The sequence below is a fragment of the Microbacterium sp. 69-7 genome, assembly GCF_001897985.1.
GTDB lineage: Bacteria > Actinomycetota > Actinomycetes > Actinomycetales > Microbacteriaceae > Microbacterium > Microbacterium laevaniformans.
Genome location: NZ_MKRU01000059.1, coordinates 1 through 25376, shown reverse-complemented (window position 1 = coordinate 25376; position 25376 = coordinate 1). Strand labels below are relative to the sequence as shown.

Below are 25376 nucleotides of genomic sequence, written 5' to 3'. Positions count from 1 at the left end.
TGGAGCCCTGATCCTGTCGGGTCGGGGGCCGGGGATGGGTGGTGAGTGCAGGCTCAGGCTAGGACGCCGCGCGAGCAACACGCTACGGCGCCGGCAACGTTTTACCGGCGCGTAATCTGCACCGCCGTCCGCGTCAGCCGCGGACGATGTCTGCGAGCTCCTCGGCGATGCGCTGCGCGTCGTCGTGCGACGCCGCCTCGACCATGACCCGCACCATCGGCTCGGTCCCCGACGGGCGCAGCAGTACCCGCCCGCTGTCCCCGAGAGCCGCTTCGGCGACCTGAACTCCGGCGAGGACGTCGGCGTCGGTCGCGCGGGAGCGCTCGACGCCGCGCACGTTGATGAGCACCTGCGGGAAGACCGTCATGACCGACGCGAGCTCCGCCAGCGAGCGCCCGGTCCGCGCCATCTCGGCACACAGGTGCAGTCCTGTCAGCACCCCGTCGCCGGTCGTGGCGTAGCGGCTCATGATGACGTGACCGCTCTGCTCGCCGCCGAGCGAATAGCCGCCCTCGTTCATCCGCTCCAGCACGTAGCGGTCGCCGACCGCGGTCTGCGCCACGGCGATGCCCTGCGCGGCCATCGCGCGGTGCAGCCCGAGGTTGCTCATGACGGTCGCGACGAGCGTGTCGTTCTTGAGCCGGCCGTCGCGTTTCATCGCGACAGCGAGAATCGCCATGATCTGGTCGCCGTCGATCACGCGCCCCTCGGCATCCACCGCCAGGCACCGGTCGGCGTCGCCGTCGTGGGCGATCCCGACGTCGGCGCCGGTGCGCACGACCTCCGCAGACAGCTTCTCGAGGTGCGTCGATCCGTACCCGTCGTTGATGTTGATGCCGTCGGGGTCGGCGCCGATGACGGTGACCTTCGCTCCCGCGTTGCGGAAGGTCTCCGGGGAGACGCCGGATGCCGCGCCGTGCGCGCAGTCGAGCACGACGTGCAGCCCGTCAAGGCGATGGGGCAGGGACGCGAGCAGGTGGATCGCGTAGCGGTCCTCGGCATCCGAGAAGCGGACCACCCGACCGACGTCGCCGCCGGTGGGACGCAGCTTCTCCCCCGCCATCGCCTCTTCGATGCGTCGCTCGACCTCGTCGGGGAGCTTGACGCCGCCGCGGGCGAAGATCTTGATGCCGTTGTCGGGGGCAGGATTGTGGGATGCCGAGATCATGACGCCGAAGTCGGCATCGATGTCACCGATGAGGTAGGCCGCCGCGGGCGTCGGCAGCGTGCCCGCGTCGAGTACGTCGACGCCGGAGGACGCCAGACCCGCTTCGACCGCAGCCGAAAGGAAGTGCCCCGACACGCGAGGATCGCGCGCGATGACGGCGGTGAGCCGCTTGCCCGCGGCCTTGCGCGCCTCGGCGATACGGCCCTGGCCCAGGACGACGGCAGTCGCCTGGGCCAGGGTGAGCGCGAGGTCGGCGGTGAGGGGGCCATTGGCCAGGCCCCGCACACCGTCCGTCCCGAACAGCGCCATGAAGCTTTAGCGCTTCGAGTACTGCGGAGCCTTGCGGGCCTTCTTGAGACCGGCCTTCTTGCGCTCCTTGACGCGGGCGTCGCGCGAGAGGAAGCCGGCCTTCTTGAGGGTCGGGCGGTTGTTCTCGGCGTCGATCTCGTTCAGCGCGCGGGCGATGCCGAGGCGCAGCGCACCGGCCTGACCCGAGGGGCCACCGCCGGAGATGCGGGCGATGACGTCGTAGCCGCCGGCCAGGTCGAGCACCGTGAACGGGTCGTTGATGAGCTGCTGGTGCAGCTTGTTGGGGAAGTAGTCCTCGAGCGTGCGGCCGTTCACCGTGATGGTGCCGGAGCCCGGGATGAGGCGGACGCGCGCGATGGCCTGCTTGCGGCGGCCGACGGCGGCACCGGGAACCGACAGCACCGGACGGGGCGCGGCAGCGGCCTCGACCGGAGCGCTCTCGGTGGTGTAGCTCTCCGCGTTGCCGAGGGTGTTCTCTTCGATGGAGTCAGCGATCTTCGCCATGAGTTGTCCTTATATCTCTCGGCGCGCTTACTGAGCGACCTGGCCGAAGGTGTACGGGGTGGGCTGCTGGGCCGCGTGCGGGTGCTCGGCGCCCACGTAGACCTTCAGCTTCGACAGCTGCTGGCGACCCAGGCTGTTCTTGGGGAGCATGCCGCGGATCGCCTTCTCGACGGCGCGGACCGGGTTCTTCTCGAGGAGCTCGGCGTAGGAGGTGGCCGTGAGCCCGCCCGGGTAGCCCGAGTGGCGGTAGGCCATCTTCTTCTGGAGCTTCTGACCCGTGAGGGCGACCTTCTCGGCGTTGACGACGATGACGAAGTCACCGGTGTCCATGTGGTTCGCGAAGGTGGGCTTGTGCTTGCCGCGGAGGATGGCGGCGGCGTGCGAGGCGAGGCGTCCGAGAACGACGTCGGTCGCGTCGATGACGACCCACTCGCGGGTCACTTCACCGGCCTTGGGGGTGTAGGTGCGCGTCACAGTAGTGCTGCTTTCTTGATTCGAACGGAGAGGTTCGTGAATCCCGCTCCGGGGTGGTTCGCTGCGCGCACGCGAGATACGGACAGGTGAACACGCCAGTGGAGGGCTCACGTTCGTGGCGTCGGCCGCAGGCAGCACGAGCACCAAAGGGAGAGTCTACGCTACGCGCTCATCACAGCCAAACCGGCCGAGAGGACGCGGACGGAATGGTTCACAACGTCCCGTGAAAAAAGGGCGACCGAGGAGCCGAAGGGATACTCCGACTCCTCGGTCGCGGCGGCCGCACGCGGGGGGTCGGCGACCGCCAACCGGTCGTGTGGGGACACTACCGGGGGTTGGGGGGACAGGCGTTGCAGTCGAGGCCCGCTGTTGCTTTGTTGTCGGTCACCAGACTACCGGTCGGAGGCCGTCTCCACCACAGGCTGCGCCGGAGAATCGGTCACGGAATCCAGGCCCGCGGCGAACTGCTTGATCCACGGACGCAGCTCGGGCCCGAGGTCGTCGCGGTCGCAGGCGAGCTGCAGGATCGCCTTGATGTAGTCGACCCGGTCGCCGGTGTCGTAGCGGCGCCCGCCGAAGACGACGCCGTACACGCCGGGCCCGTCCGGATCGGCCGCGAGTTCACGGAGGGCATCGGTGAGCTGGATCTCGCCGCCCTTGCCGGGCTCGGTGTGCGCGAGCACTCCGAACACCTCCGGACCCAGCACGTAGCGGCCGATGACAGCGAGGTTGGAGGGGGCAACCTCGCGGGCGGGCTTCTCGACGAGGTCGAGGATGCGGACCGATCCGTCATCGCCGCGAGCTCCGACGGTGGCGACACCGTAGAGATGGACCTGTTCGGGATCGACCTCCATGAGCGCGACGACGGCACCGCCGGTGCGCTCGTGGACCGCGAGCATGGTCGGAAGGAGCGGGTCGCGCTCATCGATGAGGTCGTCGCCGAGCATGACGACGAACGAGGAGTCGCCGACGTACGAGGCCGCTCGCGACACGGCGTGCCCGAGCCCGCGCGGTTCGCCCTGACGGGTGATGTGGATGTCGGCGAGCTGCGACGAGTGGGCGACCTTGCCGAGCTTTGCGGTGTCGCCCTTCGTCGTCAGCGCCGTCTCGAGCTCGGGGACCGAGTCGAAATGGTTGGCGATGTTGTTCTTGTTGCGGCCGACGATGATGAGCACGTCGCGGATGCCGGCGGCCACCGCCTCTTCGACGACGTACTGGATGGCCGGCTTGTCGACGACGGGCAGCATCTCTTTGGGCATCGCCTTGGTGGCGGGAAGGAACCTCGTGCCGAGGCCCGCAGCGGGGATGACGGCCTTGTAGCGAAGGGACATGCGATCTCCTGCGGGGCGTGAAGGGGGGTCTGCTCCGAGGCGCGCAGCGACGCGCGCGTACGGCGAGCATAGCGCCCGCAGAAGATCGCTCTGTGTCGGCCGGGCGACGGCCAGATGACGTGCCGACTCAGGCCGGGGCGGCGATCCGGGTCGTCGGCACGGTCGATTCGAGCACGACCTCGCGCCCGTCCTGATAGAGGAGCGTTCGTCCCGCGAAGGGCCGCATGGGCATGACCGCGCGAGGCAGCTCACCGGCCGATGCGACGCGCACGTGAAGGTCTCCCCCGGCATCCGTGGAGATGTCGATCCGTGCCGCGCGCGCACCGGAGTGCTTGACCGCGTTGACGAGGGCCTCGTTGACGACCTCCGAGACGATGGGGGCGACCTCGGCACCGTCCACGGCCGACGCCGCGGCGTCGTCGATGCGGGTCTCCAGCACCATGATCGGCTCCCACCCCGCCAGCATCCGCCGCAAGGCGCCCACCGTCTCGATCTCCGACGTCGGCACGGGCACGAGCACCTCGTCGAGCGCCCGGTCGGTGTCGACACGGAACTGCGCGATGTCGTCGGCCGTCGGCGGATTCTCGTCGACGCGAGCGGCGAAGATCACGCAGAGCCCCTGCACGCGCCCGTGGAGAGTGGATGCCGCATGCAGCAACGGAGCCTGCGCTCGCCGCACGCGGTCGGCGAACTCGCCCGCGGCGCGGGCGAGCTCTCGGGTGGCATCGGCCTCGTCGGTGCGTGCCCACCGATACGTGTCGATGGCGAGCGAGAGGACGATGGCTGCCAGCGGCATCGCGAACACGGGGATGATCATCAGCGCTCCGGTGTCCGGCAGCAGGAGACGCCCCACGACCGCGGCGGTCATGCCGGCCAGCATCCAGACGAGCAGGAAGATCGCTCCTCGGCCACGGCGGACGTCGCCCGGCAATGCGCGAAGCACGGCACCGGCGGCGAGATCGAGCAGGAAGATGGCGACGCCCGCGATGACCACGTCGAAGACGTCTCCCACCGTCAGCAGATACGGCGCGCTCATGAGGAGGTAGAGCGCTCCGACCCACAGCAGTGGCGTCGGCTGGAGGCGCTCGAGCCCGTGACGGCGTCGCGCCGTGCGCGAGAGGGGCGCCCACAGTGCGGGAACCGGTGCACTGCCCGCGGCCATCTCCTCCAGCCGGTGACTCGCGGCGCGCACGCGTTCGGAGAAGTCGCGCACGGCGTCGAAGTCGACGTCCCGTGCCAGCATCGCGTCACGTTCGGCACGAAGCTCCGCGACGATGCCACGGATGACGAGCCGGGCGTCGCGATCGTCGGTGACGACCTGCCCCGTCGCGGCTTCCAGGCGACCCAGGGCGTGGGCGAGACGGTCGGCGGTTGCACGAGTCTGCTGATACTGGGTCGTGATGATCGCGACGAGGGTGAACAGCCCGAACGCCACGATGATGTTGGTGCCGATGCGCGCTGCCCACACGCCGCCGGAGCGGCCACCGAAGAGGACGTGGACGAACGTCTCGTTGAGTATCGGGCGCACGGTCGCGACGAGCAGCAGCGTGACGGTGACCAGGAGCGCACGAGAGCGGTGATCGCGCATTCGGCGTTCGGCGGCAGCCACGGCGAGAACGGGAAGGGCGAGGACGACCCAGCTGAGCACAGCCGCGGCAATGCCTTGCACATAGCCGTCACGGGTGCCCTCCACGATGGCGACGAGCAGAAGCGCCGAAACGGGCAGCGACACGACCGCGCTCCAGCGCGTGAAGAAGCGGCCACTTCCGGCGGTGTCCCAATACGCTGACACCACGTCGATCGCGCGCGGCTCACGCCGGGCCATCAGCTCAACCCCACCATTCCTACCCCCAAGTAGTAGTCAGTGTAGCCATTCGTCTACATGGAGGGGAGAGGGAATTCCTTATAATCCGCCGGTATTCTCGTCGCGACGGGGCGACCCGGTAGAAGGGAAGCCCGATGACGAAAGACGCCGGTTCTGCCCCCTTCGGTCGGCGTCTCGCGCCGACCTGGCAGACGCGGCTGACGGGGTGGGGTCGAAGTGCCCGGGCGTGGTTGTCAGCGTACGTGATCGCGCTCGCGCTGATCGCATTCTGGCCGGTTCCCGTCGACTCCGGGGCCGGGCCACTGCTGCGAGCGGTGACGCGGCTCTTTCCGCTGCTGACCTACGCGCGGATCGAGTTCGGCGCGAACATCCTGCTGTTCGTGCCCTTGGGGTTCCTCTTGACGCTCATCCTCGCGCGCGACCGCTGGCTTGTGATGCCGATCGCTTTCCTCACGACCGTCACGATCGAGACCGGACAGGCCATCGCGCTGTCCGCGCGGACGCCGAGCGTGCTCGACATCATCGCGAACACGGCCGGGGCCTGCCTGGGCATCGTGCTCGCGGTCTTCGCGGAGACGCTCGCCGGGGCGCGGACGGACCGTCCGACGACGTAAGTGCTCGACCGTCGGACGGAGGGATGCGGTCGCCCCGCGCCAGCCCCCCGGCAGGGGCAGGGCGACCGCCTTCCATTGGTGACATCTGGGGTTCGTCACCGCATGGGGATGGGGCACGCCCATCATCGACCACCCGGGGCGGCTCGTGGGGCTAGATGAGAGGAATCTCACCCATCGCGGTCTCGCGCTCGGCTCCCCCGTGCGCGAGATAGGCGCGCACGGCATCGACTCTGGCATTGCGTGCGGGGTCGGACCCCACGCCGAGCACGGCGTACGCCGCCCGCAGGTGCGCTTCGACGGAGCGGGGCGAAAGGGCCAGTCGCCGGGCGATCGCCGTGTTGCTGAGACCCTCGGCGACGAGGGAGAGCACCTCGCGCTGGCGGGCGCTGAGGCGGCACAGCGGGCTCTCGCGCCATTCGACGCTCTCCGCCCGAATGGCGGGATCGAGCACGCGGCGCCCGGCGGCGACCGACGTGAGGGCGTACACGAGAGCCGGGGACGTGAGCGAGAGGTCCTTGGAGAGCACGGCCCAGCCGGCCGCGTCTTGCGCCGGCACGCGGCGCAGAAGATCCCGCGTCTCGGGCGCCGCGAGCACGACGATCCCGAGGCGGCTCGATCGGGCACGCAGAGCTTCGCCGAGCGGAACCCCTTCCACGACGAGGACGCGCACCGAGCGCGGCCGGTCGGTCACGCCCGGCTGGTGGCGTCGCCGCCGCGGTGTGTGGTGGTCGCGAGGTACCGGGCGACGGAGATGTCACGGCCGGCGACCCCGGCGGCGCGGCCGGTAATGCGACTCCAGAGGCTGGGAGCGACGCGCACCATCGTGATGCCCTCGGCGCGCAGCTGGCGGGCCGTGGGCGGGTCGAGGTAACGGCGCGAGGGCGCGGGCTGCCAGTGCGCGTTGACGTAGACCTCCACAATGCGAGCGTCGCCGGCTCGATTCATCGTCACTCCTCATTTCCCCAAGATGCGACCCGCCGACCGCAGGCCCGGCGCATCCGGCGAGGGAGGCGCAGCGCTGCAGAAAGTGCTCCGTTCCCAGAAACGGGTGGGTCGCGCCGGCCCCAAGACCGGACGCAGCATCATTGTGTCGCGGCGCGAAAGAGCGCATCGTCCGATATCCGCGATTTCACGAGAGTTTTACGCGAAAGCACGTAGACCGACAGACGACCAAGGGTCGGCCCGTCGCGGTGGGAGCGTTCCCGCGTCGGCAGATTGTCACGGCCTCCCCCGCTGGCTGCGCAGCGGGGGGCGGAGTTGACTCGACGGTATGAGCGTGTACCCACCGGCGGGGATCGCGGCGCCCGCGCGGCGCGGCACCGTGGCGGTGTTCCTGGTCGTCACCTTCGCCGTCACCTGGGGGCTGTGGCTGCCGCTTCTCGTCGACGCACGCACCGCGCCGTCGGGCACGCTCGACACCGTGCCGGCCACCTTCTTCGTCGCGTCGGCGGGACCGGCGGTCGGAGCCGTAGCGGCGACCTGGTTCGCGGCGGGGCCGGCGGCCGTGGTGAGGTGGGCACGACGCATCCTGCGGCTGCGGTTCCGCGGTTTCTGGTGGTTCGCCGCCCTGGGGATGCCGGCGCTGTACTACCTTGTCGGCTTCTTCACCGCCGCTTTCGCCGCCGGCGGCTGGCCCGACCCGGCCGCCTTCGGCACCACCGCAAAGCTGCCGGGCCTGCCCTGGCCGCTGGTCGCGCTGGTGTGGGCGGCGACGTTCGGCCTCGGCGAGGAGGCCGGGTGGCGCGGATGGCTGCTCCCCGTGCTCGCGGAGCGCGTCACGGTGTTCTGGGCGTCGGTGCTGGTCGCCGCGGTCTGGATCGTGTGGCACGCTCCGGCGTTCTTCTTCAATCCGACGTATCAGGCCATGGGCGCCGGCATCGTCGGCTGGATGCTGGCTCTGGTGCTCGGATCGTTCGTCCTGTCGTGGATGACGGCCGGCGCACGGTGGAGCATCGTTCCCGTGGTGCTGTGGCACGCCGGCTTCGATCTGCTGACCGCGGCAGATCAGTCTGCGGGAGTGATCGCGTCGACGATCAGCGCGGTCGTCATGGTGCAGGGGGCGGTGTGTGCGGTGCTGCTGTGGCGGAGGCGGATGCCGCGGCATCCCCGGCACTCGCCTCGCTCAGCGGCAGCGTGAGCTTGAGGCGGGCGCCGGTGCGCGGGCGCCCCCGTGGAGCGTTTCGAGCACGAGCTCTCCCCCGAGGACCTGCGCTCGTCGCCGAAGGCGCGCCAGCCCCGACCGCGCCGGTGTCGCCGGCGGCGCGGAGCCGGTGTTGCCGACCACGACGAGCAGGATGCCGCCGCTCTCGCGCGCCGAGAAGACGACGTGGTCGGCCGAGCCGTGGCGAAGCGCGTTGGAGAGGGCGTCCTCGATGACCCGCACCACCAGAACGCGGGCTTCGTGGGAGAGACGGCTCTGAAAAGCCGAGAAGACGGCGTCGTCGGGCGCCGTGACGGCCACCGACGGCGCCAGGCGCACGACGAGCGCACGCACGGCCGGTGCGAGCCCGACCGGGTCATCCCGCCGAGGTCCAGGGCGACGTCGTGCGCTGCAGGTAGCTGCGTACCGCCTCGACACGCGGGTTGCGCTCGCGACGGGCCGGAATGCCGAGCAGGCCGCAGGCCGCATTGAGGTGCGTGTCGACGGAGCGGGGCGAGATGCCCAACCGGGCGGCGATCGCCGCGTTGGTCACGCCTCGGCGACGAGGGCGACCACTTCGCGCTGGCGCCGGCTGAGCCGGGTGAGCGGGCTGTTGCGGCGGATCTCGCGTTGAGCGCGGATCGCGGGATCGAGCACGGTGCGCCCGGCGGCGACGGCGCGGATGGCGTAGACGAGCGCGGATGCCGACAGCGAGGAGTTCTTGGAGAGAAAGCCCCACCCGGCGGCCTCGCTGCCCGGAACCTCCAGGAGGGTGCTGATCGAGTCCGACGCGGAGAGCACGAGGATGCCCGCAGATCCTGCACCACGTGGCGTCGGCGGGCAACGCGATTCCGTATACGACGTGGGTGGGCGAAGGGGCGGAGCAGCGCGATGTCGATCATTGCCCGCCCGTTCCGGGATCAGCGCGGCGCCCGGCGGGGCGCGGACGACGGACGAGGAGCGACGGCGCCAGCTGGCGCATCTCATGGGCGCGGACGATCACCGCCCGACGACGCGAGACCCGGCGTTCGCCCCCCCGCCATGCGGTGCGGGCGAATCAGGCGACGCTGTCGGTGCGGCCGGATCATCCGGTCGGCACGATCGCGAGCCTCGTGATGATCGCCGTCTGAGTCAGCGCGTGTGAAGCAGGGTGACGCCCTGGGCGGTGAGCTCGCGCGCGGTCGGGTCGGCGTCGGCGACGTCGGCGATGATCGCGGTGACGGCGTCGAGGGCGAGCACGCCGTAGCGAGAGGCGGGGCCGATCTTCTCGTCGCTGCCGAGCACGTAGGTGTCGGCGGCGCGGGCGGCGAGCGCGCGTTTCATGGCGGCTTCGTCGGCGTCGCCGGTGGTGAGGCCGGCGGTGGGGTGGATGCCGGTGACGCCCACGAAGAAGTGACCCCGCGCTGATGGCGAAGAACCTGAAACGGCTCGAGACGGCGGCGTGGCCGCTGTTTCGAGCCGGCCATGTGCCGATGATCGGCGAATGGGTGGCGCTTCCGGTGCTCGAGAGTGCGGGGGCGACGGGCCCGACCGACCCGCTGGCGGCGGAGGTGATGTACCCGACGGCGGAGCGCCTGCTGCAGCGCTGCGATGCGGTGCTGCGCCTGCCGGGAGCGTCGCGCGGTGCGGATCGGGACGTCGCGATCGCCGAGGCGCGCGGCCTGCCGGTGTACTACGCCCTCGAGGACGTTCCGGGCGTGACGGCGTCGACTCTGTCGGAGGGCGCCGCACCGCTGTCGTGACGCCGCCGCGCCGCGGTTCTGACGACCGCGCGCCGGTGCACGGCATGCCGGACAGCCAGCGTGCGGATTAGAACGGCGGTGCGGTGTCGGCCATCGCCGGCGGTGGCGCGGGACTCATGACGAACGTGACCGGTGGGATGGGTGCGTCTTCGCGGTAGAGGCGGCCGGTCGGAGATGTCCATTCCAGAACGCCGCCGGGATGTTGTCGCACCCTCCACGCGGTGAACTGCTTCATCGAATGGTGCCGCTGGCACAGGTGGGCGAGGTTCCACAGCGCGGTAGGTCCACCCCGGGCATGGTCGATGGTGTGGTCGATCTCGCAGCGGATGGCCGCGCGGCGGCATCCGGGAAAACGGCAGTGCTGGTCGCGGGCGCGCAGGAATCGCCGCTGCGGTACGGCGGTGCGGTACCGGTCGACCGCGATGACGGTGCCGTCGACGGGATCGGTGAGCACGCGCGCGAGCGAGTGGGTCTCGGCAGCGAGGCACCGCGCGGTGGCGGCGTCGATGGGTGCGCGCCCGACCAGGTCTACGGGCCCCTCGTCGGCGCCGAGCAGGGTGAGGGCGGGCACGATGACCTGCACCTGGGCGCGGATGGCGCCGAGCGTTCCCGGCCCGTCGCCGTACGCGGTCGGATCGAGCGCCGGCGCGCCCGTCAGCAGCAGGTCGCTGAGCACGTCGGCACGCACCTGATCGGTCGTGCGCGGGTCATCGTCGTCGGGAGTGCGCGCATCGATGATGACCGTCGCCTGCTGCGTGAGGCGGTCCATGACCCCTTCCGCGATGACGGTTGGAACCGTCGCGATGAGGTCGGACATGCCCTGGGCGCCCGGCACCACGCGTACCCGTCGGCCGCGGCTCGCCTCCGCGTGGCGTTCGGTGAATGAGCGCTCGGCGCAACGCTCGGCGAGGATCTCGACCGCGGAACGTACGCGGTTGGGTGTGTCGCCGGCGCACAGCCGAATCGCCTCCGCCTCGAACGCGGCGCGACGATCGGCGGGCACGGGCGCCCCGGCATCCATGATCACCCGTACGTGGGCGCGGGTGAGGCGCCCGGTCTCCCACGCGTCGAGGGTGGCGGGGTAGCTCTCGACGAGTTCGCGTGCTTCTCCGATGCGCTGCTGCACCGTGCGGTCGGTCACCCGCATGACACCGCCGAGCTCGGCGGCGATCGAACGCAGCGCCATGTCGTGCACGCGCACCGAGCCCCGCTGGGTGGCGGCCTGACGCTCGGCGAGCTGGCCGGCCCGCGCGAGCAGCCGCACCTCAGCCACCTGGGCCGCCGAGACCTCTGCCAGCACCGTCTCGGTCTCGGCGACCAGAGCCGCGAGCGCGGACAGCTGGTCGCTGTCTTCGCTCATCGGCGTGGTCTCTTCCATGCCTCAAGGGTAGCGACAGCCTCGGACATTTGTTCGAATGAAGAGAGCCCGGGCAGGGCACGCGCCTCCTCCCCCGCCGTTACGCGTCAGCCGTTGCAGGCCCAGCCGTCTCCGTCGCCGTCGAGCTTGTAGATGTCGCGGCCGACGACGCGGGCGACGCCGTCGAAGTAGGCGGGACCGTTGCCCTTTCCGCCCGCGCAGTCGACGTCGCTGGCGATGGGCACGCAGGCGTCGGCGTAGTTCGGGTCGCAGCCTCCGGGCGCGGCGGCGGGCGGAGGAGCGGCCGGCTCGACATACGTGCCGACGGAAGTCACCTCGGTGACGGGCGGCACGGTGACGGTGTCGGAGACGAGTTCACGCTTCGTCTCCTTTCCGTCGGTGAGGGTGACGCGGTAGGTGCGCGTGCGTTCACCGTTCTGTCCCGCGGTCGTGACGGCGCTCTGTCCCTGCACCATCGTGGAGTCGTCCACCGACGTGCGCTCGAACGGCACGGCTTCGGTGACGGCCTCGTCGCGGGTGGTGGTGACCGGCGTGTGCGTCGGCGTGGGCGTGCGGGTGGGGGTGGATGCCGCTGCCGTGCCGGTCGTCGCGACGAACGCGACCGCACCGTTCTGTTCCGCTGCCGAGCGTGCGGCGAGCGTGGCCGCGTTGACCGCTCCCCCGACGAGCGCGATGCCGAGCACCGCCGCCGCGCCGACGATGATGCTCGTGCGGCGAGAGAGTCCCCGTCCCGGACGCTTGGCCGCGGTCACCACGGTGTCTGCGGATGCCGCGACCCCGGTCTTCTCGGCGACGTGCGCGGTCCACGCCGTGCCGTCCCACCACCGGACCGTGTCCGCCTTGTTCGGGTCGGGATACCACCCCTGTTGCACGTTCGCCATCGACTCTCCCCAGCTCGATCGGAACGAACTCCGACCCGCGTGACCACGGCAATGGGAGCGGTACCATGAATGATCCTCAGGCGGCAAGATCGCTCGCGGCGCCCACCGTCAGGACGACACCCGACGCGAGAAACGCGACCGTCGCGGCCCAGGTTCCCCAGGTCTGACGGTTGCGGGGACGCACCGCGGCGAGCGCCGGAGCGAAGCCGCAGACGAATGCGACGAACGCGACGATCGTCACAGCGATCGCGAGGTCATCACCGGGCTGCGCGGCAGGGCCGAAGGCGCGCGCGATGCTGATCGCCGCAGCGACGAGGGCGACGACCGACGCGGCCGCCGACAACCCGCTGAGCACGGGCGAGAGCGGTGAGATCTTGTCGCGGTCGCGTCGTCGCGAGATCGGGCCGTCAGCGAAGACCAGGAGAACCGAGGCTAACGCCAGCACGATCGTGGCGATGAACGCCATGGGTTACGGCCGTCCCATCCCGTAGTACGCCCACCCTGCAGCGCGCCACGCGGCCGCATCGAGCCCGTTGCGCCCGTCGACGACCACGCGTCCACGCGTGAGCGACGACGCGTGCTCGGGAGGCAGCTGACGACGATACTCGTCCCATTCGGTGACGAGCACGAGAGCGTCCGCGTCGCGAATGGCCTCGTCACGGTCTTCGACGTAGGTGAGCTGGGGGTGGATGCGGCGGGCGTTCTCGATCGCCGCCGGGTCGGTGACTGTGACGATCGCTCCGAGTCCGTGCAGGCGCACGGCGACGTCGAGTGCGGGCGAGTCACGGATGTCGTCGGAGTGCGGCTTGAACGCCGCGCCGAGCACCGTCACCTTCTTCTCATAGACCGAGCCGCCGAGACCGTCGACCACGAGCTGCACGGCGCGGTCGCGGCGTCGCAGGTTGATCTCGTCGACCTGACGCAGGAACGCGACGGACTCACCGCGCCCGAGCTCCTCCGCACGGGCGGAGAACGCGCGAATATCCTTCGGCAGACAGCCACCGCCGAAGCCGATCCCGGCACCGAGGAAGCGCCGGCCGATGCGCGCGTCATGGCCGATCGCGTCGGCGAGCTGGGTCACGTCGGCGCCGGTGACCTCGGCGATCTCTGCCATGGCGTTGATGAAGCTGATCTTGGTCGCGAGAAAGGCGTTCGCCGACACCTTGACCAGTTCGGCGGTCGCGTAGTCGGTGACGATGAACGGCGTGCCCTTTGCGACGGAGGGGTGGTAGACCTCACGCAGCACGGATGCCGCGATCTCACCCTCTTCTCCCGCCGGCACCCCCGCGACGAGGCGGTCGGGGTCGACAGTGTCTTGCACCGCGTAACCCTCGCGAAGGAACTCGGGGTTCCACACGAGCGTGGCACCGGTCTCCGACACCCGCGGCGCCAGGCTCGCCGCGGTGCCGACAGGGACGGTCGACTTTCCGGCGACGATGTCACCCGGCGCGAGGTACGGCAACAGCCCGTCGAACGCGCCGTTGACGTACGTGAGGTCGGCGGCGTAGCTGTCCTTCTGCTGCGGAGTTCCCACACCGACGAAGTGGACCTTCGCGCCCGCGGCCTCAGCCATGTCAGTGGTGAACCGGAGGTTGCCCGCCGCGATGCCCGCGGTCAGGATCTCCTGCAGTCCTGGCTCGAAGAACGGCGCCTCACCTTTGGAGAGCGCATCGATCTTGCGCTGGTCGACGTCGATACCGACCACCTCGTGACCGATGGACGCCATAGCCGCAGCATGTACCGCGCCGAGGTAACCGCAACCGATGACGGACAGCTTCATAGGAGCTCCAAGTGGGGGGACAGTGCGCGAGTGGAGGTGGAACACGCAAGACTGTTCCTATCAGAGATGCGTATCCGGCTTGTAAACCGCGGTCGTAAAAGAGGTCACGTGACGTTCCTTCCCGCCGACACCTATCGCCTCATCGAGCAATCGATGCCGATCGCCTGCGTCGACTTCGTCCTGGTACGTGAACGCAACGGACGCAGACAGCTCGGCCTCATCCTCCGCGACTCACCTCATGGCCGGGTGTGGTGCCACCTCGGAGGTCGCATTCAGCGCGGGGAGACGATCGCCGGCGCCATCCGCAGACACAGCCGCGAGACGATCGGCATCGAGCCGACTCTTCCGCTGAATCCGCAGCCGGACTATGTCTACGAGTGGTTCCCGCCCGACCTGACGCCGACCGACGGAACGGTGTCGGGCGACGACCCACGCAAGCACGCGATCGGTCTCTCCTTCGTCCTCGACGTGGAGGGGGCGCCGCGAGCACGCAACGAGGGTCTCGACTTCGACTACTTCGCGCCAGGCGCACTGCCCGCAAACCTCTGGCCCGGATGCCGGGAGTTGTTCGCGCTCCTGAAGCTTGCGCCGCTTACCAATTGATCTTTACCGGGATTGGGCGTAGTTTCATCGCTTGGACGTAGTCGTCCCACCATTCCGGGGGGAATGGTTGTGTGAGCACTCTGGGGGGATGATGCTCGAGCGTGTCAAGAAGCGCATCAACGCGCTGATCTGGGGAATCGAGAGCGTGAACTGCGCCGAGTGCGGTTCCCGTGTGTCGCCTGCGAAGGCTATCTGGAGCGGACGCGATGCGTACTGCTCGATAGCTCACGAGTTCCGCGACCGCGACTTTGTGGGATCGGCGCCGGTGGCTTCGGAGGTACAAGACCATACGTCCTCGATCCGCAGCGCACCTGCGCCCGCGTATCGTCAGGCGGCGTAATCGCCGTTCCACCAGTCGGCGATGTGGGACATCGCTTCTGCTGCGTGGACGTGGCGTGGGTCGAGGCGGAACCGCTCGAAGCTGTCCTGATCCACGAAGGTCGCATCTTCGACGATCACTCGCCCTTTTCGCGCGTCGAGCGAGAGTTCCACGCGCCACTCGACCACGCCGGGCAGTGAGGCGAGCGATCGCAAACGTTCGATCGCCTCCTCCACCCGGTCATGGCTGATGTCGTCGTGCACTCGGAAGAGCACGATATGCCGGAACAGCGCGCTACTCGCGGATGCTGTCGACATGGTCGCGATACCAGGCGACGGTGCGCTCCATCCCCTCTTCGAGCGTGATCTTCGCCGTCCAGCCCGCTTCGGCGAGCTTGGAGACGTCGAGCAGCTTCTGAGGCGTGCCGTCGGGCTTCGAGGTGTCCCAGTCGGTCTCCCCCGTGAAACCCGTCACGCCCGCGATCGTCTCGGCGATCTCACGGATCGTGACATCGGAGCCCGTCCCGACGTTGACCTGATCCGGGCCGTCGTAGTGCTCCAACAGGTGGAGACAGGCATCGGCCATGTCGTCGGCGTGCAGGAACTCACGCCGCGGCGTCCCGGTTCCCCAGTTGGTGACCGACGGCGCTCCGGACTTCGCCGCATCGTCATAGCGACGGATGAGCGCCGGTAGCACATGCGAGCCCTTCGGCGAGAAGTTGTCGTTCGGCCCGTAGAGGTTCGTCGGCATCGCACTGATCCACGGCAGGCCGTACTGGCGGCGCACGGCCTGCGTCTGCAGGATGCCGGCGATCTTCGCAATCGCGTAGGCGTCGTTCGTGGGCTCCAGGTGCCCGGTGAGCAGGGAGTCCTCACGGATCGGCTGCTCGGCGAACTTCGGGTAGATGCACGACGACCCGAGGAAAAGAACGCGCTCGACGTCGTTCGCGAGTGCAGCGTCCAAGACGTTGACCTGGATGCGCATGTTGTCGCTCAAGAAGTCCACCGGGTACGTGGAGTTGGCGAGGATGCCGCCCACCTTCGCCGCTGCCAGGACGACGTACTTCGGCTTGACCTCTCCCATGTACGAGAAGACGGCGTCCCGATCCTTGAGGTCGAGCTCAGCCGACGTTTTGCCGACGATGTTCTCGAAGCCGGCCGACTCGAGCCTGCGCACGATCGCAGACCCCACGAGCCCGCGGTGACCCGCGACGTAGAACGTCGCGTCGCGGTCCAGCTCACCCGGCGTGTACTCCACGCCGTCAACAGCCGTCGTCACAGGGTCCCCCACGACGCAAGCTTCACCGTGTCGATCCAGTCGGCGCCCTTTTCCAGTGCTTCCACGTCGGCGTCAACCATGAGCTTGGCCAGTTCCTTCCCGTCGATCGTGGGAACCCAGCCGAGCTTGTCCGCGGCCTTGGCCGGGTCGCCGATGAGCGCGTCGACCTCGGTCGGGCGCAGGTAGCGCTCGTCGAACTTCACGAACTCCTGCCAGTCGAGGCCCACGTGTCCGAACGCCGTCTCGAGGAAGTCCTTGATCGTGTAGCCGACGCCCGTCGCCAGCACGAAGTCTTCCGGCTCGTCGGCCTGCAGCATGCGCCACATGCCTTCGACGTATTCGGCGGCGTAGCCCCAGTCACGAATCGACTCGAGGTTGCCGAGGTAGATGTCCTTCTGCACGCCGGCCTTGATGCGGGCGACGGCGCGCGTGATCTTGCGAGTGACGAACGTCTCACCGCGGCGGGGGGACTCGTGGTTGAAGAGGATGCCGTTCACCGCGAACATGTCGTATGCCTCGCGGTAATTCTTGGTGATCCAGTACGAGTAGAGCTTCGCGACCCCGTACGGCGAGCGCGGGTAGAAGGGCGTCTCCTCGTTCTGCGGTGGCGGGGTCGCGCCGTAGAGCTCGGAGGTGGACGCCTGGTAGAAGCGGGTCGTGATGCCGGAGAGTCGCACCGCTTCGAGCAGACGGATCGTGCCCGTACCCGTGGTGTCAGCCGTGTGCTCGGGCTCGTCGAACGAGACCCTCACGTGTGACTGCGCGGCAAGGTTGTAGACCTCGTCGGGGTTGATCTCCGACATCAGGGTGACCATGCGCGCCCCGTCGGAGAGGTCACCGTAGTGGAGGAAGAGTTTCGCCTCGGAGTCGTGCGGGTCGACGTAGAGATGGTCGATGCGGTGCGTGTTGAACGTCGAGGCTCGGCGGATGAGGCCGTGAACCTCGTAGCCCTTCGCGAGCAGCAGCTCCGCGAGGTAGGAGCCGTCCTGGCCCGTGATGCCGGTGATGAGTGCGCGCTTGGTCAAGAGATTCTGCCTATCTTGATCGTGGGTGGGGGGAGGTCACGCAGGATGCTTCTCAGCGGCGGTGGCGATCAGATCCGCGAGCAGACTATCGAACCGATCGATCGCGAATGTTTCATCCAGCACCGTCTCTCTGTAACGTTTGCCGTTCTGACCGAGACGATCGGCGGCCGCACGATCAGCCATGAGCGCTGACACGCCGTCGAGCAGCGCGGATGGATCACCCGCAGAGACGACGAGACCCGCGTCGGCCGCGCGCACTTCCTGCGCTGTGATTCCGGTGGAATCGGTTGCCGCGAGCACCGGGCGGCCAGCCGCGAAGTACGACGTCAGCTTGCTCGGAACAGCCATCTCGGCGACACCAGGAAGCTCGTTGACGAGCAGAATGTCAGCTGCTTGAAGAATGTCGGTGAAATCACGGTCTCCGAGCGGCGGGAGAAACTGCGTCGTCGTCGGTTGTGCATCAGCGCGCTGCTGCAACTCGTCGCGTTGCGAACCGTTACCGACGAGCACAAAGCGAACATGTGTTCCCCGGTCGTGCGCCAGCCGCCCCGCGTCCACCACGTGATGCAGACCCTGCTTCACGCCCATGTTGCCCGTGTGGACGACAACCACCTCGTCATCGGCCCAGCCGCGCGCCGCGCGCACGGCTGGGACTTCCACAGGCGGCAACGGCGGCAGATGCGTCCAGTTGCGAACAACGGCAATGCGCTCGCGCGGGACAGCGAAGTCATCATGCACACGCTCAGCGAACCTGTCATGAATCACGACGACGGTCGAGGCTGAGCGCAACAACCAGCCCTCGACCTTCTGAATGACGCGCGCCGCAAGCCCTCCGCCCTGCCCGGTCTCGGAGATGCCGATCCCGTAGAGATCCTGCACCCACACGACGAACGGAGTGGAGCGATGTGTGAGACGCGAACGAAGTCGGACGAGAGCAGACGACAGCAACGCCGGGGAGACGGCAACGATCGCGGCTGGTCGACCCCAACGGACGAAAATCTGGCGGATGCCGAAGGTCACCTCCGAGAGCGCGCGCGGCAGCGGCGACGGCTGCGAGGGCACGTAATGACGCAGGCGCGTGACGTGCACACCGTCGATCTGTTCGCTCCGCGACCACTGCCCGTAACCTGAGGTGATCTTCCAATCTGGATAATGAGGGTGCGCCGTGATGGCGCGGACCTCGCGTCCGCGCCGTGCCAACCCCCCAGCCATGGCGCCTGTGTAGGGAGAAATCCCCGTAGTCTCCGGGGGGTAGTTGAGCCCGAAGACGAGCGTTCGCAAGGGTCGTTGCTGCACGGCACCGACCTTACAGCGGCCGTCGTTACGACACAGTTACGAGAAAGGGACGCCGTGAGCGACATTCCGGTGATCGATCTCTCGAAGGCCCCGGGCGAGCGCGCCGCGTGGGATCAGCCGGCGTGGAAGGTATACCTCTGGGCCATCTGCGAGTTGCTTTTCGTAACAAATGCGTGGCAGATCAGCTCGGGTCTGCGTATCCGCGTGTTGCGTGCCTTCGGCGCAGAGATCGGCAACGGCGTCATCTTCCGGCCACGCACCCGGGTGAAATTCCCGTGGAAGCTACACATCGGCGACCGGTCGTGGATCGGAGAGGGAGTGTGGTTCCACAATCAAGATCACATCTACATCGGTCACGATGCCGTGATCTCTCAAGAGACATTCCTCACGACAGGAAGCCACGCTCATCGACGCGATATGGCCCTTCTGACACGCCCCATTCGAATCGAAGCGGGTGTTTGGGTGACCTCGCGATGTGTGATCTTAGGCGGAGCAAGTATCGGCCGAAACGCTCTCACAAAGCCCTTGACCGTAGTCTCAGGCGTTATTCCGCCGAACATCATCGTCAACGGCCCGGACGCGACCCCCATCGGTGTGCGGTTCGCGCAGGAAGCACCTAAATGAGAATCGCTCACGTCGTGACATATGTCTCGCCGGACGGAGCTTTCGGCGGCCCCACGCGCGTCGCGCTTGGTCAAGCCGAAGCTCTGGCCGAGATCGGCCACGACGTCACTGTTTACGCGGCTGCACCGCCTCGGCTCGCTCAAACTGTGGCCCGGGGCGGCTACACACTGAGGACGTTCCCTGCGCGCCGGCTTGCACCCCTAGGCGGCTTCGCGTCACTAGCCGCACCGTCGATGTTGACGGCGCTCCGCTCCGATATCACTAAGTTCGACGTGGCTCACATCCATTTGGCGCGGGACCTGGTGACGTTGCCCGCAGCGCACATCGTTCGACGTTCCCACGTGCCCTATGTTTTACAGGCACACGGCATGATTGACGCGTCCCGCAACCCTCTCTCAGGGCCACTCGACGCCTTGCTCACCAAGCCAGTGCTGCGCGACGCGGTTGTGGCCCTTGCATTGACGGATCAAGAAGCCCTCGACCTGACGGGTATCCAGCCGCTCACCAGAGTGGGCAAGATCATCAACGGGGTCCGCGTCACCGACCTTCGATCGTATGAAAACCGCGAAGACTTGGTATTGTTCCTCGCGCGCCTCGCGAGCAGAAAGCGACCGCTGGAGTTCGTGAAGATGGCCACGCAACTCCGCGATCGGCTGCCCTCGACGAGGTTCATCCTCGCGGGTCCTGATGAGGGGCAAGGCGAAGCGGTGCGACGCGCCATCAGCGACGCAGATATGGGTGATCGACTCGAATGGATTGGCGCCGTACCCCCAGATTCAACCGACACGATCCTGAGCTCCGCCCGAGTGTACGTGCTTCCCGCTGTCGACGAAGTGTTTCCAATGTCAATCCTGGAAGCTCTCCGCGTCGGTACGCCTGTCGTGACGACTGATTCGCTCGGAATTGCGCCGAAATGCGACCACTACGGCGCAGCCATCATCACGGATGGCACGTCCACGCAGCTTGCCAATGCCGTAGAGCGGGTCCTGAGCGACCCGCGGGAAAGCGCTCGCTTGCGGCAAGGCGGCTTGGATTTCATTCGATCAGAACTCGACATCACCATGGTGGCCCACGCGCTCGAGTCGACGTACGCCTCAATGCTTGGAGGACGGGGATGACCGAAATCTGGGTGGTTCAGCCATACATCCCAGCATACAGAGTTGCATTCTTCGAGAGCCTGCGGTCATCGCTCGAAGCATCGGGGGTAAACCTACGCGTCGTGGCCGGACGACCCGACCGCTCGCAAGCTGAACGGGGAGATGCGGTCTCACCGCCTTGGCTGATTCAGGTAGATGGTCGACGAGTGAGCGCTCTCGGGCGGAGTGCAACCCTCACCACAACCCGCAAGTACTGGCAAGCCGCCGACGCGGTAATAGTTCCGCACATGGGGAGTTCATTCGACGCACTTTCGGCGCTTAGCCGGAAGTCACAACTCAGAGTCGGTGTATGGGGACATATTGCGTCCTACACCGCCACCCCCAACCCGATCGACTCCCTAATCGAGAGGTGGCAGTTGCGCCGAGCAGACCACATTTTCGCGTACACACCAAGCGGTGCAAACTTCGCAATCGCTGCGGGCGCAGACGCGGGGAAGGTCACCACTGTGATGAACGCCATCGATACGACGCAACTCAAGAACGATCTCGACCAGCTCGACACCGCTGCTCTGGAGCAATTCCGCCGCAACACAATGCTGCCAGACGGGCCATTCGTCGCGTATCTGGGAGCGCTGGACACCTCCAAGAGAGTTGACCTGCTTGCTGGAGCGCTAGAGGTCCTCTGGGCCGAACACCCAAAAATCCACTTCATCGTTGGGGGACAAGGTCAAGACGCAAGCTTGCTCGAACCCGCAGTCCGTCGAGGGCAGGCCACCATGATGGGGCATGTGGGAGGCAAGACCAAAGCGGCGATCCTCAAATGCTCGAAGGCTATCGCGAACCCGGGGAGAGTCGGTCTGCTGGCGGTCGACGCGTTGGTGGCAGGCGTCCCGGTGGTGTCGACAAAATGGCCATTTCACGCACCAGAAATCGAGTATCTAACCGAGGGTGAGAGCCTTTACCTCACAGAGCCAAAACCGGAATCCTTCGCGGCCACGATCGTCGATGTAGTTAACTCCCAGAATCGGCAGGGAGCAGCGTCCGCGACTTATCCTACACTTCAGGCCATGGTGCGCAACTTCGCCAGCGGAATTCACAAACTGCTGAACTGACGCGATCAAATAGGCGTGCAGTCATTTCCCCCTTCGATCCAAAAGAGCTGGAGTTTGCATGGCAGATGAACACCGGTCGCCAACGTTCCGGAAAGACTGGATCTTTCAAGACTACAGAGTCAATCGCTACCGGCCGCGAACTAGACTTATCCTGACCCTGTTCCGATTGGCGCAAGCTGCCCGATGGCCCTTTGACAAGAGTCCATCCATGCTCTCCCGCATGATCACACTTCTCTATCAGTTCATCTCAGAATGGATACTAGCGATCGAGATTCCTGTCAAGACAAATGTCGGCAGCCGGCTGAAGATAGTGCACGGACACGGATTAGTCGTCAACGTCGACACAGTCATCGGATCAGATGTCACGCTCCGCCAGAACGTGACCATCGGAAACAAGGGTGATGCTGGTGGTAGTCCTACAATTGGCGACGGGGTCGATATAGGGGCGACTTCTGTGATAATCGGCCCAATATCGATAGGAAAGGGAGCGAGAATCGGAGCGGGTGCGGTCGTAATAAAGGACGTACCGGCCGGGCACACTGCAGTTGGCAATCCCGCGCGAAATTTGAGCCCCGAGAGAGTCAAGTAATGGATACCACCACGGTTATCTCCAATCCGGGATCTATTCCCGAACTCACGAAGTTCGCAGAATGGTCTCTTGCGAACGATCGGCGCATCATCTTCGCTTCTCCGATCGCGATCAACTCCGCAACTTCTGCACGGTTGGAAGGTTCGAAGGTCAGTCTGTTGAGCCGCGTCGGCGCGTCGATGCGTGCACGGTCGGTGGATCATCTTTCGAAGGCGGAGGAGAGATGGCAATGCGCTACCGTTCAGGAGCTGCAGTTCCTCCGAGCGCGCAGGGTATCCCCCACTGGCTCCAAACGACAGCTATCTCAACGGAACGAACGCTTTGACACCGCCGTTGCTGCGAGAGTACGTCGACACGGCAAGGTCGGACGAGTGCTCGTGCGCTCAACGGCCGGGCTCCAAACGCTCCGGGCTGTTAGGGGCTCGGGTGAAGGCATTCTCGACTACCCAATCGTTCACCACGATGTGATGGCTCGAATCATTCGCGAAGAGTCGCGCGCTTTCCCACAACTTGCTCACACTTTCGCCGGTGACGTACGGTCTGTTGACGAGCGGAAGCAGCTTGACGAGGAAATTCAAACGGCCGATAGAGTCCTCACGCTATCGGAGCCGCATCGCCTGTCATTTGTCAACGCTGGCGTCGATCCCGGCCGACTGATCACGGTTCCCCTAGGTGTGGACCTTCGCCTTTTCAAACACACAGTGCGGAGTGAGCGAGACTCTCGTCGCCATCTCATATTTAGCGGCCAAGTCGTGCAACGCAAAGGAATCGGCTACCTGTTCCAACTGATGCAAACCTTACCTACGAATTATCACTTGACCATTGCAGGCTTCGCGCCAGACCCGAGTGTTATCCCTGCGGATGAGAGAATCACCTATGTCGGCTCGCTAACGCGCCCTCGACTAGCGGAGCTTTACCGCTCCGGAAGTGTCTTCATCTTTCCCTCACTCGCCGAAGGCTTCGCGCAAACACCTCTCGAGGCGCTGGCAAGTGGGCTGCCCGCGGTGGTGTCGGATACGGTATACGGCAGCGAGGGTCCGGTGGTCGATGGGGTGAACGGCTTTCTCGTTAATCCCCGCGATGTTGATCAGATGAGAGATCGTGTCACGATAATCGCTGAGAATCCTGAGCTCCATCGAGCGATGTCGGAGCAAGCCGCAGCTGCAGCTTCCGCTTTTACCTGGCAGCGCTTCTCCGAGTCGCTGGACCGGCATTTTGGCGAAGCGCAATAATGATTGTGCACAAGCGTCTGGGGCGAGCATGGGATCGTCTGGCAGCACGTACGCGGGTCCACCTTGCAAAGCCGAGCCCGCATCCGCCCAATTTGGACGAAGACGTCGTTATTTCGCTAACCACGTATCCGGCGCGGATTGCTACCGTTCACCGAACGGTGATCAGCTTGCTGATGCAAAGGCATATAGCCAAGATTGTCCTATATCTCGCGACCGATGATTTCCCCCAAGGAACCCAAAATTTGCCGAAACGACTGACTCATCTCGTGGAGTCTTTCCCGAACCTGGTCCTTCTGCGCTGGGTGAATCAGAACACCCGCTCCTATAAAAAACTCTTGCCCGCGCTCGCGGAATATGGAGAACGCACTATTGTCACCGCGGACGATGACGTGCTCTACGATGCGACGTGGCTGTCTCGCTTGCTTCAGGCTTCGAGGGATAATCCGGGCGTTGTAATTGGGACTCGAGGGAACGAGATGATCTCGGACGCTTCGGGTCATATCCGTCCATACTCGTCCTGGCCTGAAGCTGCGGCCAATACCCCTTCGTTCGCCACATTCCTCACCGGCAGGGGCGGCATTCTTTACCCATCCGGGTCCTTGGCCCCTCCGGTCGCGGATGTAGGCCTCGCTCTTCAGCTCGCTCCAACCGCCGATGATGTCTGGTTCAAGGCTGCCACTATCAGGGCCGGTTTCCCCTCCATGCGAGTACCTATTCGTCGCGACTACCCTTCAAGCGGTGCGTCCCAAGAAGATGGACTCTTCAAGGTCAACGTCAATAATCGAGCAAACGACGCCGCCATCAAAGCTGTTTTTGATCACTTTCGCTTGACGGTTCCTCGAGATGCATACCTGGAGTCCACAGATGAAAATTGATAAGAATCCAAGCGATCGCCGACCGCGAGTACTCGTGGCGGTGCCCACCCTTGGAACCCGCCCGGATTGGTTACGCGCCAGCATCACTTCGATTGTCCTCTCCTCGAGAAACTGCGACGCTGATGTTCTGATTCGGATCATCACACCGACTAATGTCAATCTGGATCCTCAGCTCTTCCGAGATAACCCGAGCGTAGCTCAGCTCGTTTCCGATCGCCCCGGCCTATCAGCAGCGATAAATGACGGCTGGAGCAGTCCCCACGATGCAGACTACGTGGCTTGGTTGGGCGATGATGATTTGTTGAGCCCCGAATCGCTGCATCTCACTCTCACCGCACTCGAGTCATCGCGCCTAGCCCCTGCCGCATATGGAAAAGTTCGTAGCATAGACGAAGCGGGCAAGACTCTTTGGATCATGCGTCCTGGACGCTGGGCTCCGGCTTACATGATGATAGGGAAGAATTTGGTTCCTCAACCTGGCTCCCTCTTTCGTTGGACGGCGATCATTGGCGCAGGAGCACTCGACGAGTCGCTTCGCGCGGCCATGGACCAGGACTTGTTCATGCGCCTACGCAAACAGGGGCGCCTCCTGTACGCGGGCGGCGAGGTTGCCGCCTTCCGAATCCACGGAAGCAGCATCACAACCAACGGGAGCGGGAGCGACGAGGGCGAACGCTTGCGTTCCCTATATTCACCTCGGCGCTCACGCTGGACGCGGCCCCTCACCCGCGTGACCGACCGCGTTATCTTCGGACTAATGAGACGACTGCCGGCTGCACCAAGTCCGGTGGGGTCCAATGGTCGGCGTTACACCGACCCTCTGTGAACCAATGACGATTTGCATCGATTTGCCGCGCCCAGCGAGGAGTTGCCGGGAGGAGAATCGGCCCGCCCGCGACTACAGCGTCGCGCGATTAGCCGTCCACACATTCGCCCCAGTGTCTCCGGGCGGCAGGCCCAAGAGTATGAGAAAACCAATGGGAGCTTGAGGCGCTTATGGAACCGATATTTGTAACATCGGCGTTTGTAGCGCTAACCTCCGCAATGATTCTGAGCTTCTGGCGAGCTGCCCGTCGTGGGGACGTGATTGCCCGCTGGGACGCATCGACGACGTTCGTGGTCCTCGTTGCGGGCGTCCTAATCCGGCTCTTCGGACATTCGGTGGGGGTCATGGGGTGAG

30 protein-coding genes and 1 pseudogene are annotated in these 25376 nt (G+C 66.2%); 12 read left to right on the top strand and 19 right to left on the bottom strand.

The features are described 5' to 3' along the window. Nucleotides 1-133: 133 nt before the first annotated feature. The 5 genes from glmM to BGN98_RS05695 all read right to left on the bottom strand — a co-directional run bounded on the left by glmM (nucleotide 134) and on the right by BGN98_RS05695 (nucleotide 5611). Nucleotides 134-1477 (bottom strand): phosphoglucosamine mutase, encoded by a 1344-nt coding sequence (gene glmM / locus BGN98_RS05715; RefSeq protein ID WP_288120151.1) that lies wholly within the window; start codon nucleotides 1475-1477, stop codon nucleotides 134-136. 6 nt (nucleotides 1478-1483) lie between these two features. Beyond that, on the bottom strand, nucleotides 1484-1981 hold the full coding sequence (gene rpsI, locus BGN98_RS05710) for a 30S ribosomal protein S9 (protein ID WP_061682875.1): 498 nt from the start codon (nucleotides 1979-1981) through the stop codon (nucleotides 1484-1486). Between the two features lie 27 nt (nucleotides 1982-2008). Continuing rightward, the gene (rplM, locus tag BGN98_RS05705) at nucleotides 2009-2455 is read right to left on the bottom strand and encodes a 50S ribosomal protein L13 (RefSeq protein WP_005050409.1); all 447 of its coding nucleotides are present in this window, start codon (nucleotides 2453-2455) and stop codon (nucleotides 2009-2011) included. Nucleotides 2456-2847: 392 nt separating this feature from the next. Further along, nucleotides 2848-3786 (bottom strand): UTP--glucose-1-phosphate uridylyltransferase, encoded by a 939-nt coding sequence (locus BGN98_RS05700; protein WP_288120146.1) that lies wholly within the window; start codon nucleotides 3784-3786, stop codon nucleotides 2848-2850. 127 nt (nucleotides 3787-3913) lie between these two features. Further along, on the bottom strand, nucleotides 3914-5611 hold the full coding sequence (locus BGN98_RS05695; RefSeq protein WP_288120145.1) for a sensor histidine kinase: 1698 nt from the start codon (nucleotides 5609-5611) through the stop codon (nucleotides 3914-3916). Between the two features lie 134 nt (nucleotides 5612-5745). Here BGN98_RS05695 and BGN98_RS05690 point away from each other — a divergent pair, with 134 nt between their 5' ends. Further along, nucleotides 5746-6225, top strand: coding sequence for a VanZ family protein (locus tag BGN98_RS05690; RefSeq protein ID WP_288120143.1), 480 nt, complete (start codon nucleotides 5746-5748; stop codon nucleotides 6223-6225). A 151-nt stretch (nucleotides 6226-6376) separates the two neighbouring features. Here the strand turns inward: BGN98_RS05690 and BGN98_RS05685 are convergent, their stop codons facing one another. Then, on the bottom strand, nucleotides 6377-6916 hold the full coding sequence (locus BGN98_RS05685; protein WP_288120141.1) for a response regulator transcription factor: 540 nt from the start codon (nucleotides 6914-6916) through the stop codon (nucleotides 6377-6379). After that, nucleotides 6913-7170 (bottom strand): hypothetical protein, encoded by a 258-nt coding sequence (locus tag BGN98_RS05680; RefSeq protein ID WP_288120140.1) that lies wholly within the window; start codon nucleotides 7168-7170, stop codon nucleotides 6913-6915. Before BGN98_RS05680 ends, BGN98_RS05685 begins: the two co-directional genes overlap by 4 nt. Nucleotides 7171-7495: 325 nt before the next feature. Here BGN98_RS05680 and BGN98_RS05675 point away from each other — a divergent pair, with 325 nt between their 5' ends. Next, nucleotides 7496-8362, top strand: coding sequence for a CPBP family intramembrane glutamic endopeptidase (locus tag BGN98_RS05675; protein ID WP_288120139.1), 867 nt, complete (start codon nucleotides 7496-7498; stop codon nucleotides 8360-8362). On the opposite strand, the gene BGN98_RS05670 is transcribed toward BGN98_RS05675, so the two are convergent. The 4 genes from BGN98_RS05670 to BGN98_RS05655 form a co-directional block, all read right to left on the bottom strand. Continuing rightward, nucleotides 8348-8719: a hypothetical protein gene (locus BGN98_RS05670; protein WP_288120137.1), complete on the bottom strand. Its 372-nt coding sequence runs from the start codon at nucleotides 8717-8719 to the stop codon at nucleotides 8348-8350. The genes BGN98_RS05675 and BGN98_RS05670 overlap by 15 nt on opposite strands. A 22-nt stretch (nucleotides 8720-8741) precedes the next feature. After that, nucleotides 8742-8918: a helix-turn-helix domain-containing protein gene (locus tag BGN98_RS05665; RefSeq protein ID WP_288120135.1), complete on the bottom strand. Its 177-nt coding sequence runs from the start codon at nucleotides 8916-8918 to the stop codon at nucleotides 8742-8744. Next, a complete protein-coding gene (locus tag BGN98_RS05660; RefSeq protein WP_288120133.1) occupies nucleotides 8915-9166 on the bottom strand; it encodes a hypothetical protein in 252 nt (83 codons plus the stop codon). Before BGN98_RS05660 ends, BGN98_RS05665 begins: the two co-directional genes overlap by 4 nt. 330 nt (nucleotides 9167-9496) lie before the next feature. Next, nucleotides 9497-9751 carry a DeoR/GlpR family DNA-binding transcription regulator gene (locus BGN98_RS05655; protein WP_288120131.1) on the bottom strand — a complete coding sequence of 85 codons (255 nt, stop codon included), beginning with the start codon at nucleotides 9749-9751 and terminating at the stop codon, nucleotides 9497-9499. A 20-nt stretch (nucleotides 9752-9771) separates the two neighbouring features. Here BGN98_RS05655 and BGN98_RS05650 point away from each other — a divergent pair, with 20 nt between their 5' ends. Then, nucleotides 9772-10107: a DUF4406 domain-containing protein gene (locus BGN98_RS05650; protein WP_288120129.1), complete on the top strand. Its 336-nt coding sequence runs from the start codon at nucleotides 9772-9774 to the stop codon at nucleotides 10105-10107. 67 nt (nucleotides 10108-10174) lie between these two features. On the opposite strand, the gene BGN98_RS05645 is transcribed toward BGN98_RS05650, so the two are convergent. The 4 genes from BGN98_RS05645 to BGN98_RS05630 form a co-directional block, all read right to left on the bottom strand. After that, nucleotides 10175-11485, bottom strand: a complete 1311-nt coding sequence (locus BGN98_RS05645) for an HNH endonuclease signature motif containing protein (protein ID WP_288120128.1) — start codon at nucleotides 11483-11485, stop codon at nucleotides 10175-10177. A gap of 86 nt (nucleotides 11486-11571) precedes the next feature. After that, nucleotides 11572-12366: a G5 domain-containing protein gene (locus BGN98_RS05640; protein ID WP_288120126.1), complete on the bottom strand. Its 795-nt coding sequence runs from the start codon at nucleotides 12364-12366 to the stop codon at nucleotides 11572-11574. 76 nt (nucleotides 12367-12442) lie between these two features. After that, nucleotides 12443-12832: a hypothetical protein gene (locus BGN98_RS05635; protein ID WP_288120125.1), complete on the bottom strand. Its 390-nt coding sequence runs from the start codon at nucleotides 12830-12832 to the stop codon at nucleotides 12443-12445. A 3-nt stretch (nucleotides 12833-12835) separates the two neighbouring features. After that, a complete protein-coding gene (locus BGN98_RS05630; protein ID WP_288120123.1) occupies nucleotides 12836-14146 on the bottom strand; it encodes a UDP-glucose dehydrogenase family protein in 1311 nt (436 codons plus the stop codon). Nucleotides 14147-14254: 108 nt separating this feature from the next. Here BGN98_RS05630 and BGN98_RS05625 point away from each other — a divergent pair, with 108 nt between their 5' ends. Together BGN98_RS05625 and BGN98_RS05620 are read left to right on the top strand one after the other, a co-directional pair. Beyond that, on the top strand, nucleotides 14255-14749 hold the full coding sequence (locus BGN98_RS05625) for a DUF4916 domain-containing protein (protein WP_288120121.1): 495 nt from the start codon (nucleotides 14255-14257) through the stop codon (nucleotides 14747-14749). An 88-nt stretch (nucleotides 14750-14837) separates the two neighbouring features. Continuing rightward, entirely contained in the window at nucleotides 14838-15089 is a 252-nt protein-coding gene (locus BGN98_RS05620; protein WP_288120119.1) for a hypothetical protein, read from the top strand. Here the strand turns inward: BGN98_RS05620 and BGN98_RS05615 are convergent. From BGN98_RS05615 to BGN98_RS05600, 4 genes are read right to left on the bottom strand one after another with little or no spacing between them, the layout of a single operon-like run. Beyond that, nucleotides 15077-15385, bottom strand: a complete 309-nt coding sequence (locus BGN98_RS05615) for a Dabb family protein (protein ID WP_288120117.1) — start codon at nucleotides 15383-15385, stop codon at nucleotides 15077-15079. The two genes, BGN98_RS05620 and BGN98_RS05615, sit on opposite strands and share 13 nt — an antisense overlap. Next, nucleotides 15363-16346, bottom strand: a complete 984-nt coding sequence (locus tag BGN98_RS05610) for a GDP-L-fucose synthase family protein (protein WP_288120115.1) — start codon at nucleotides 16344-16346, stop codon at nucleotides 15363-15365. Before BGN98_RS05610 ends, BGN98_RS05615 begins: the two co-directional genes overlap by 23 nt. Next, on the bottom strand, nucleotides 16343-17371 hold the full coding sequence (gene gmd, locus BGN98_RS05605; protein WP_288120113.1) for a GDP-mannose 4,6-dehydratase: 1029 nt from the start codon (nucleotides 17369-17371) through the stop codon (nucleotides 16343-16345). Before gmd ends, BGN98_RS05610 begins: the two co-directional genes overlap by 4 nt. Nucleotides 17372-17407: 36 nt before the next feature. Then, nucleotides 17408-18667, bottom strand: coding sequence for a glycosyltransferase (locus BGN98_RS05600; protein ID WP_288120111.1), 1260 nt, complete (start codon nucleotides 18665-18667; stop codon nucleotides 17408-17410). 54 nt (nucleotides 18668-18721) lie between these two features. On the opposite strand from BGN98_RS05600, the gene BGN98_RS05595 reads away from it, so the two are divergent. The 7 genes and pseudogenes from BGN98_RS05595 (at nucleotide 18722) to BGN98_RS05570 (ending at nucleotide 24196) form a co-directional block, all read left to right on the top strand. Next, nucleotides 18722-19291, top strand: coding sequence for an LbetaH domain-containing protein (locus BGN98_RS05595; protein WP_288120109.1), 570 nt, complete (start codon nucleotides 18722-18724; stop codon nucleotides 19289-19291). Nucleotides 19292-19305: 14 nt separating this feature from the next. After that, complete coding sequence (locus BGN98_RS05590) at nucleotides 19306-20409, top strand: glycosyltransferase (protein WP_288120107.1); 1104 nt, start codon at nucleotides 19306-19308, stop codon at nucleotides 20407-20409. Next, nucleotides 20406-20891, top strand: a pseudogene (locus tag BGN98_RS14750) (glycosyltransferase); the annotation flags it as partial. The gene BGN98_RS05590 and the pseudogene BGN98_RS14750, both read left to right, overlap by 4 nt. A gap of 6 nt (nucleotides 20892-20897) precedes the next feature. After that, a complete protein-coding gene (locus tag BGN98_RS14745; protein WP_353681701.1) occupies nucleotides 20898-21500 on the top strand; it encodes a glycosyltransferase in 603 nt (200 codons plus the stop codon). A 220-nt stretch (nucleotides 21501-21720) separates the two neighbouring features. After that, the gene (locus BGN98_RS05580) at nucleotides 21721-22089 is read left to right on the top strand and encodes a serine O-acetyltransferase (RefSeq protein WP_288120103.1); all 369 of its coding nucleotides are present in this window, start codon (nucleotides 21721-21723) and stop codon (nucleotides 22087-22089) included. Next, nucleotides 22089-23321 carry a glycosyltransferase family 4 protein gene (locus BGN98_RS05575; RefSeq protein WP_288120102.1) on the top strand — a complete coding sequence of 411 codons (1233 nt, stop codon included), beginning with the start codon at nucleotides 22089-22091 and terminating at the stop codon, nucleotides 23319-23321. The genes BGN98_RS05580 and BGN98_RS05575 overlap by 1 nt, the downstream gene beginning before the upstream one ends. Then, nucleotides 23321-24196, top strand: a complete 876-nt coding sequence (locus BGN98_RS05570) for a hypothetical protein (protein WP_288120100.1) — start codon at nucleotides 23321-23323, stop codon at nucleotides 24194-24196. The genes BGN98_RS05575 and BGN98_RS05570 overlap by 1 nt, the downstream gene beginning before the upstream one ends. Nucleotides 24197-25376: the final 1180 nt, after the last annotated feature.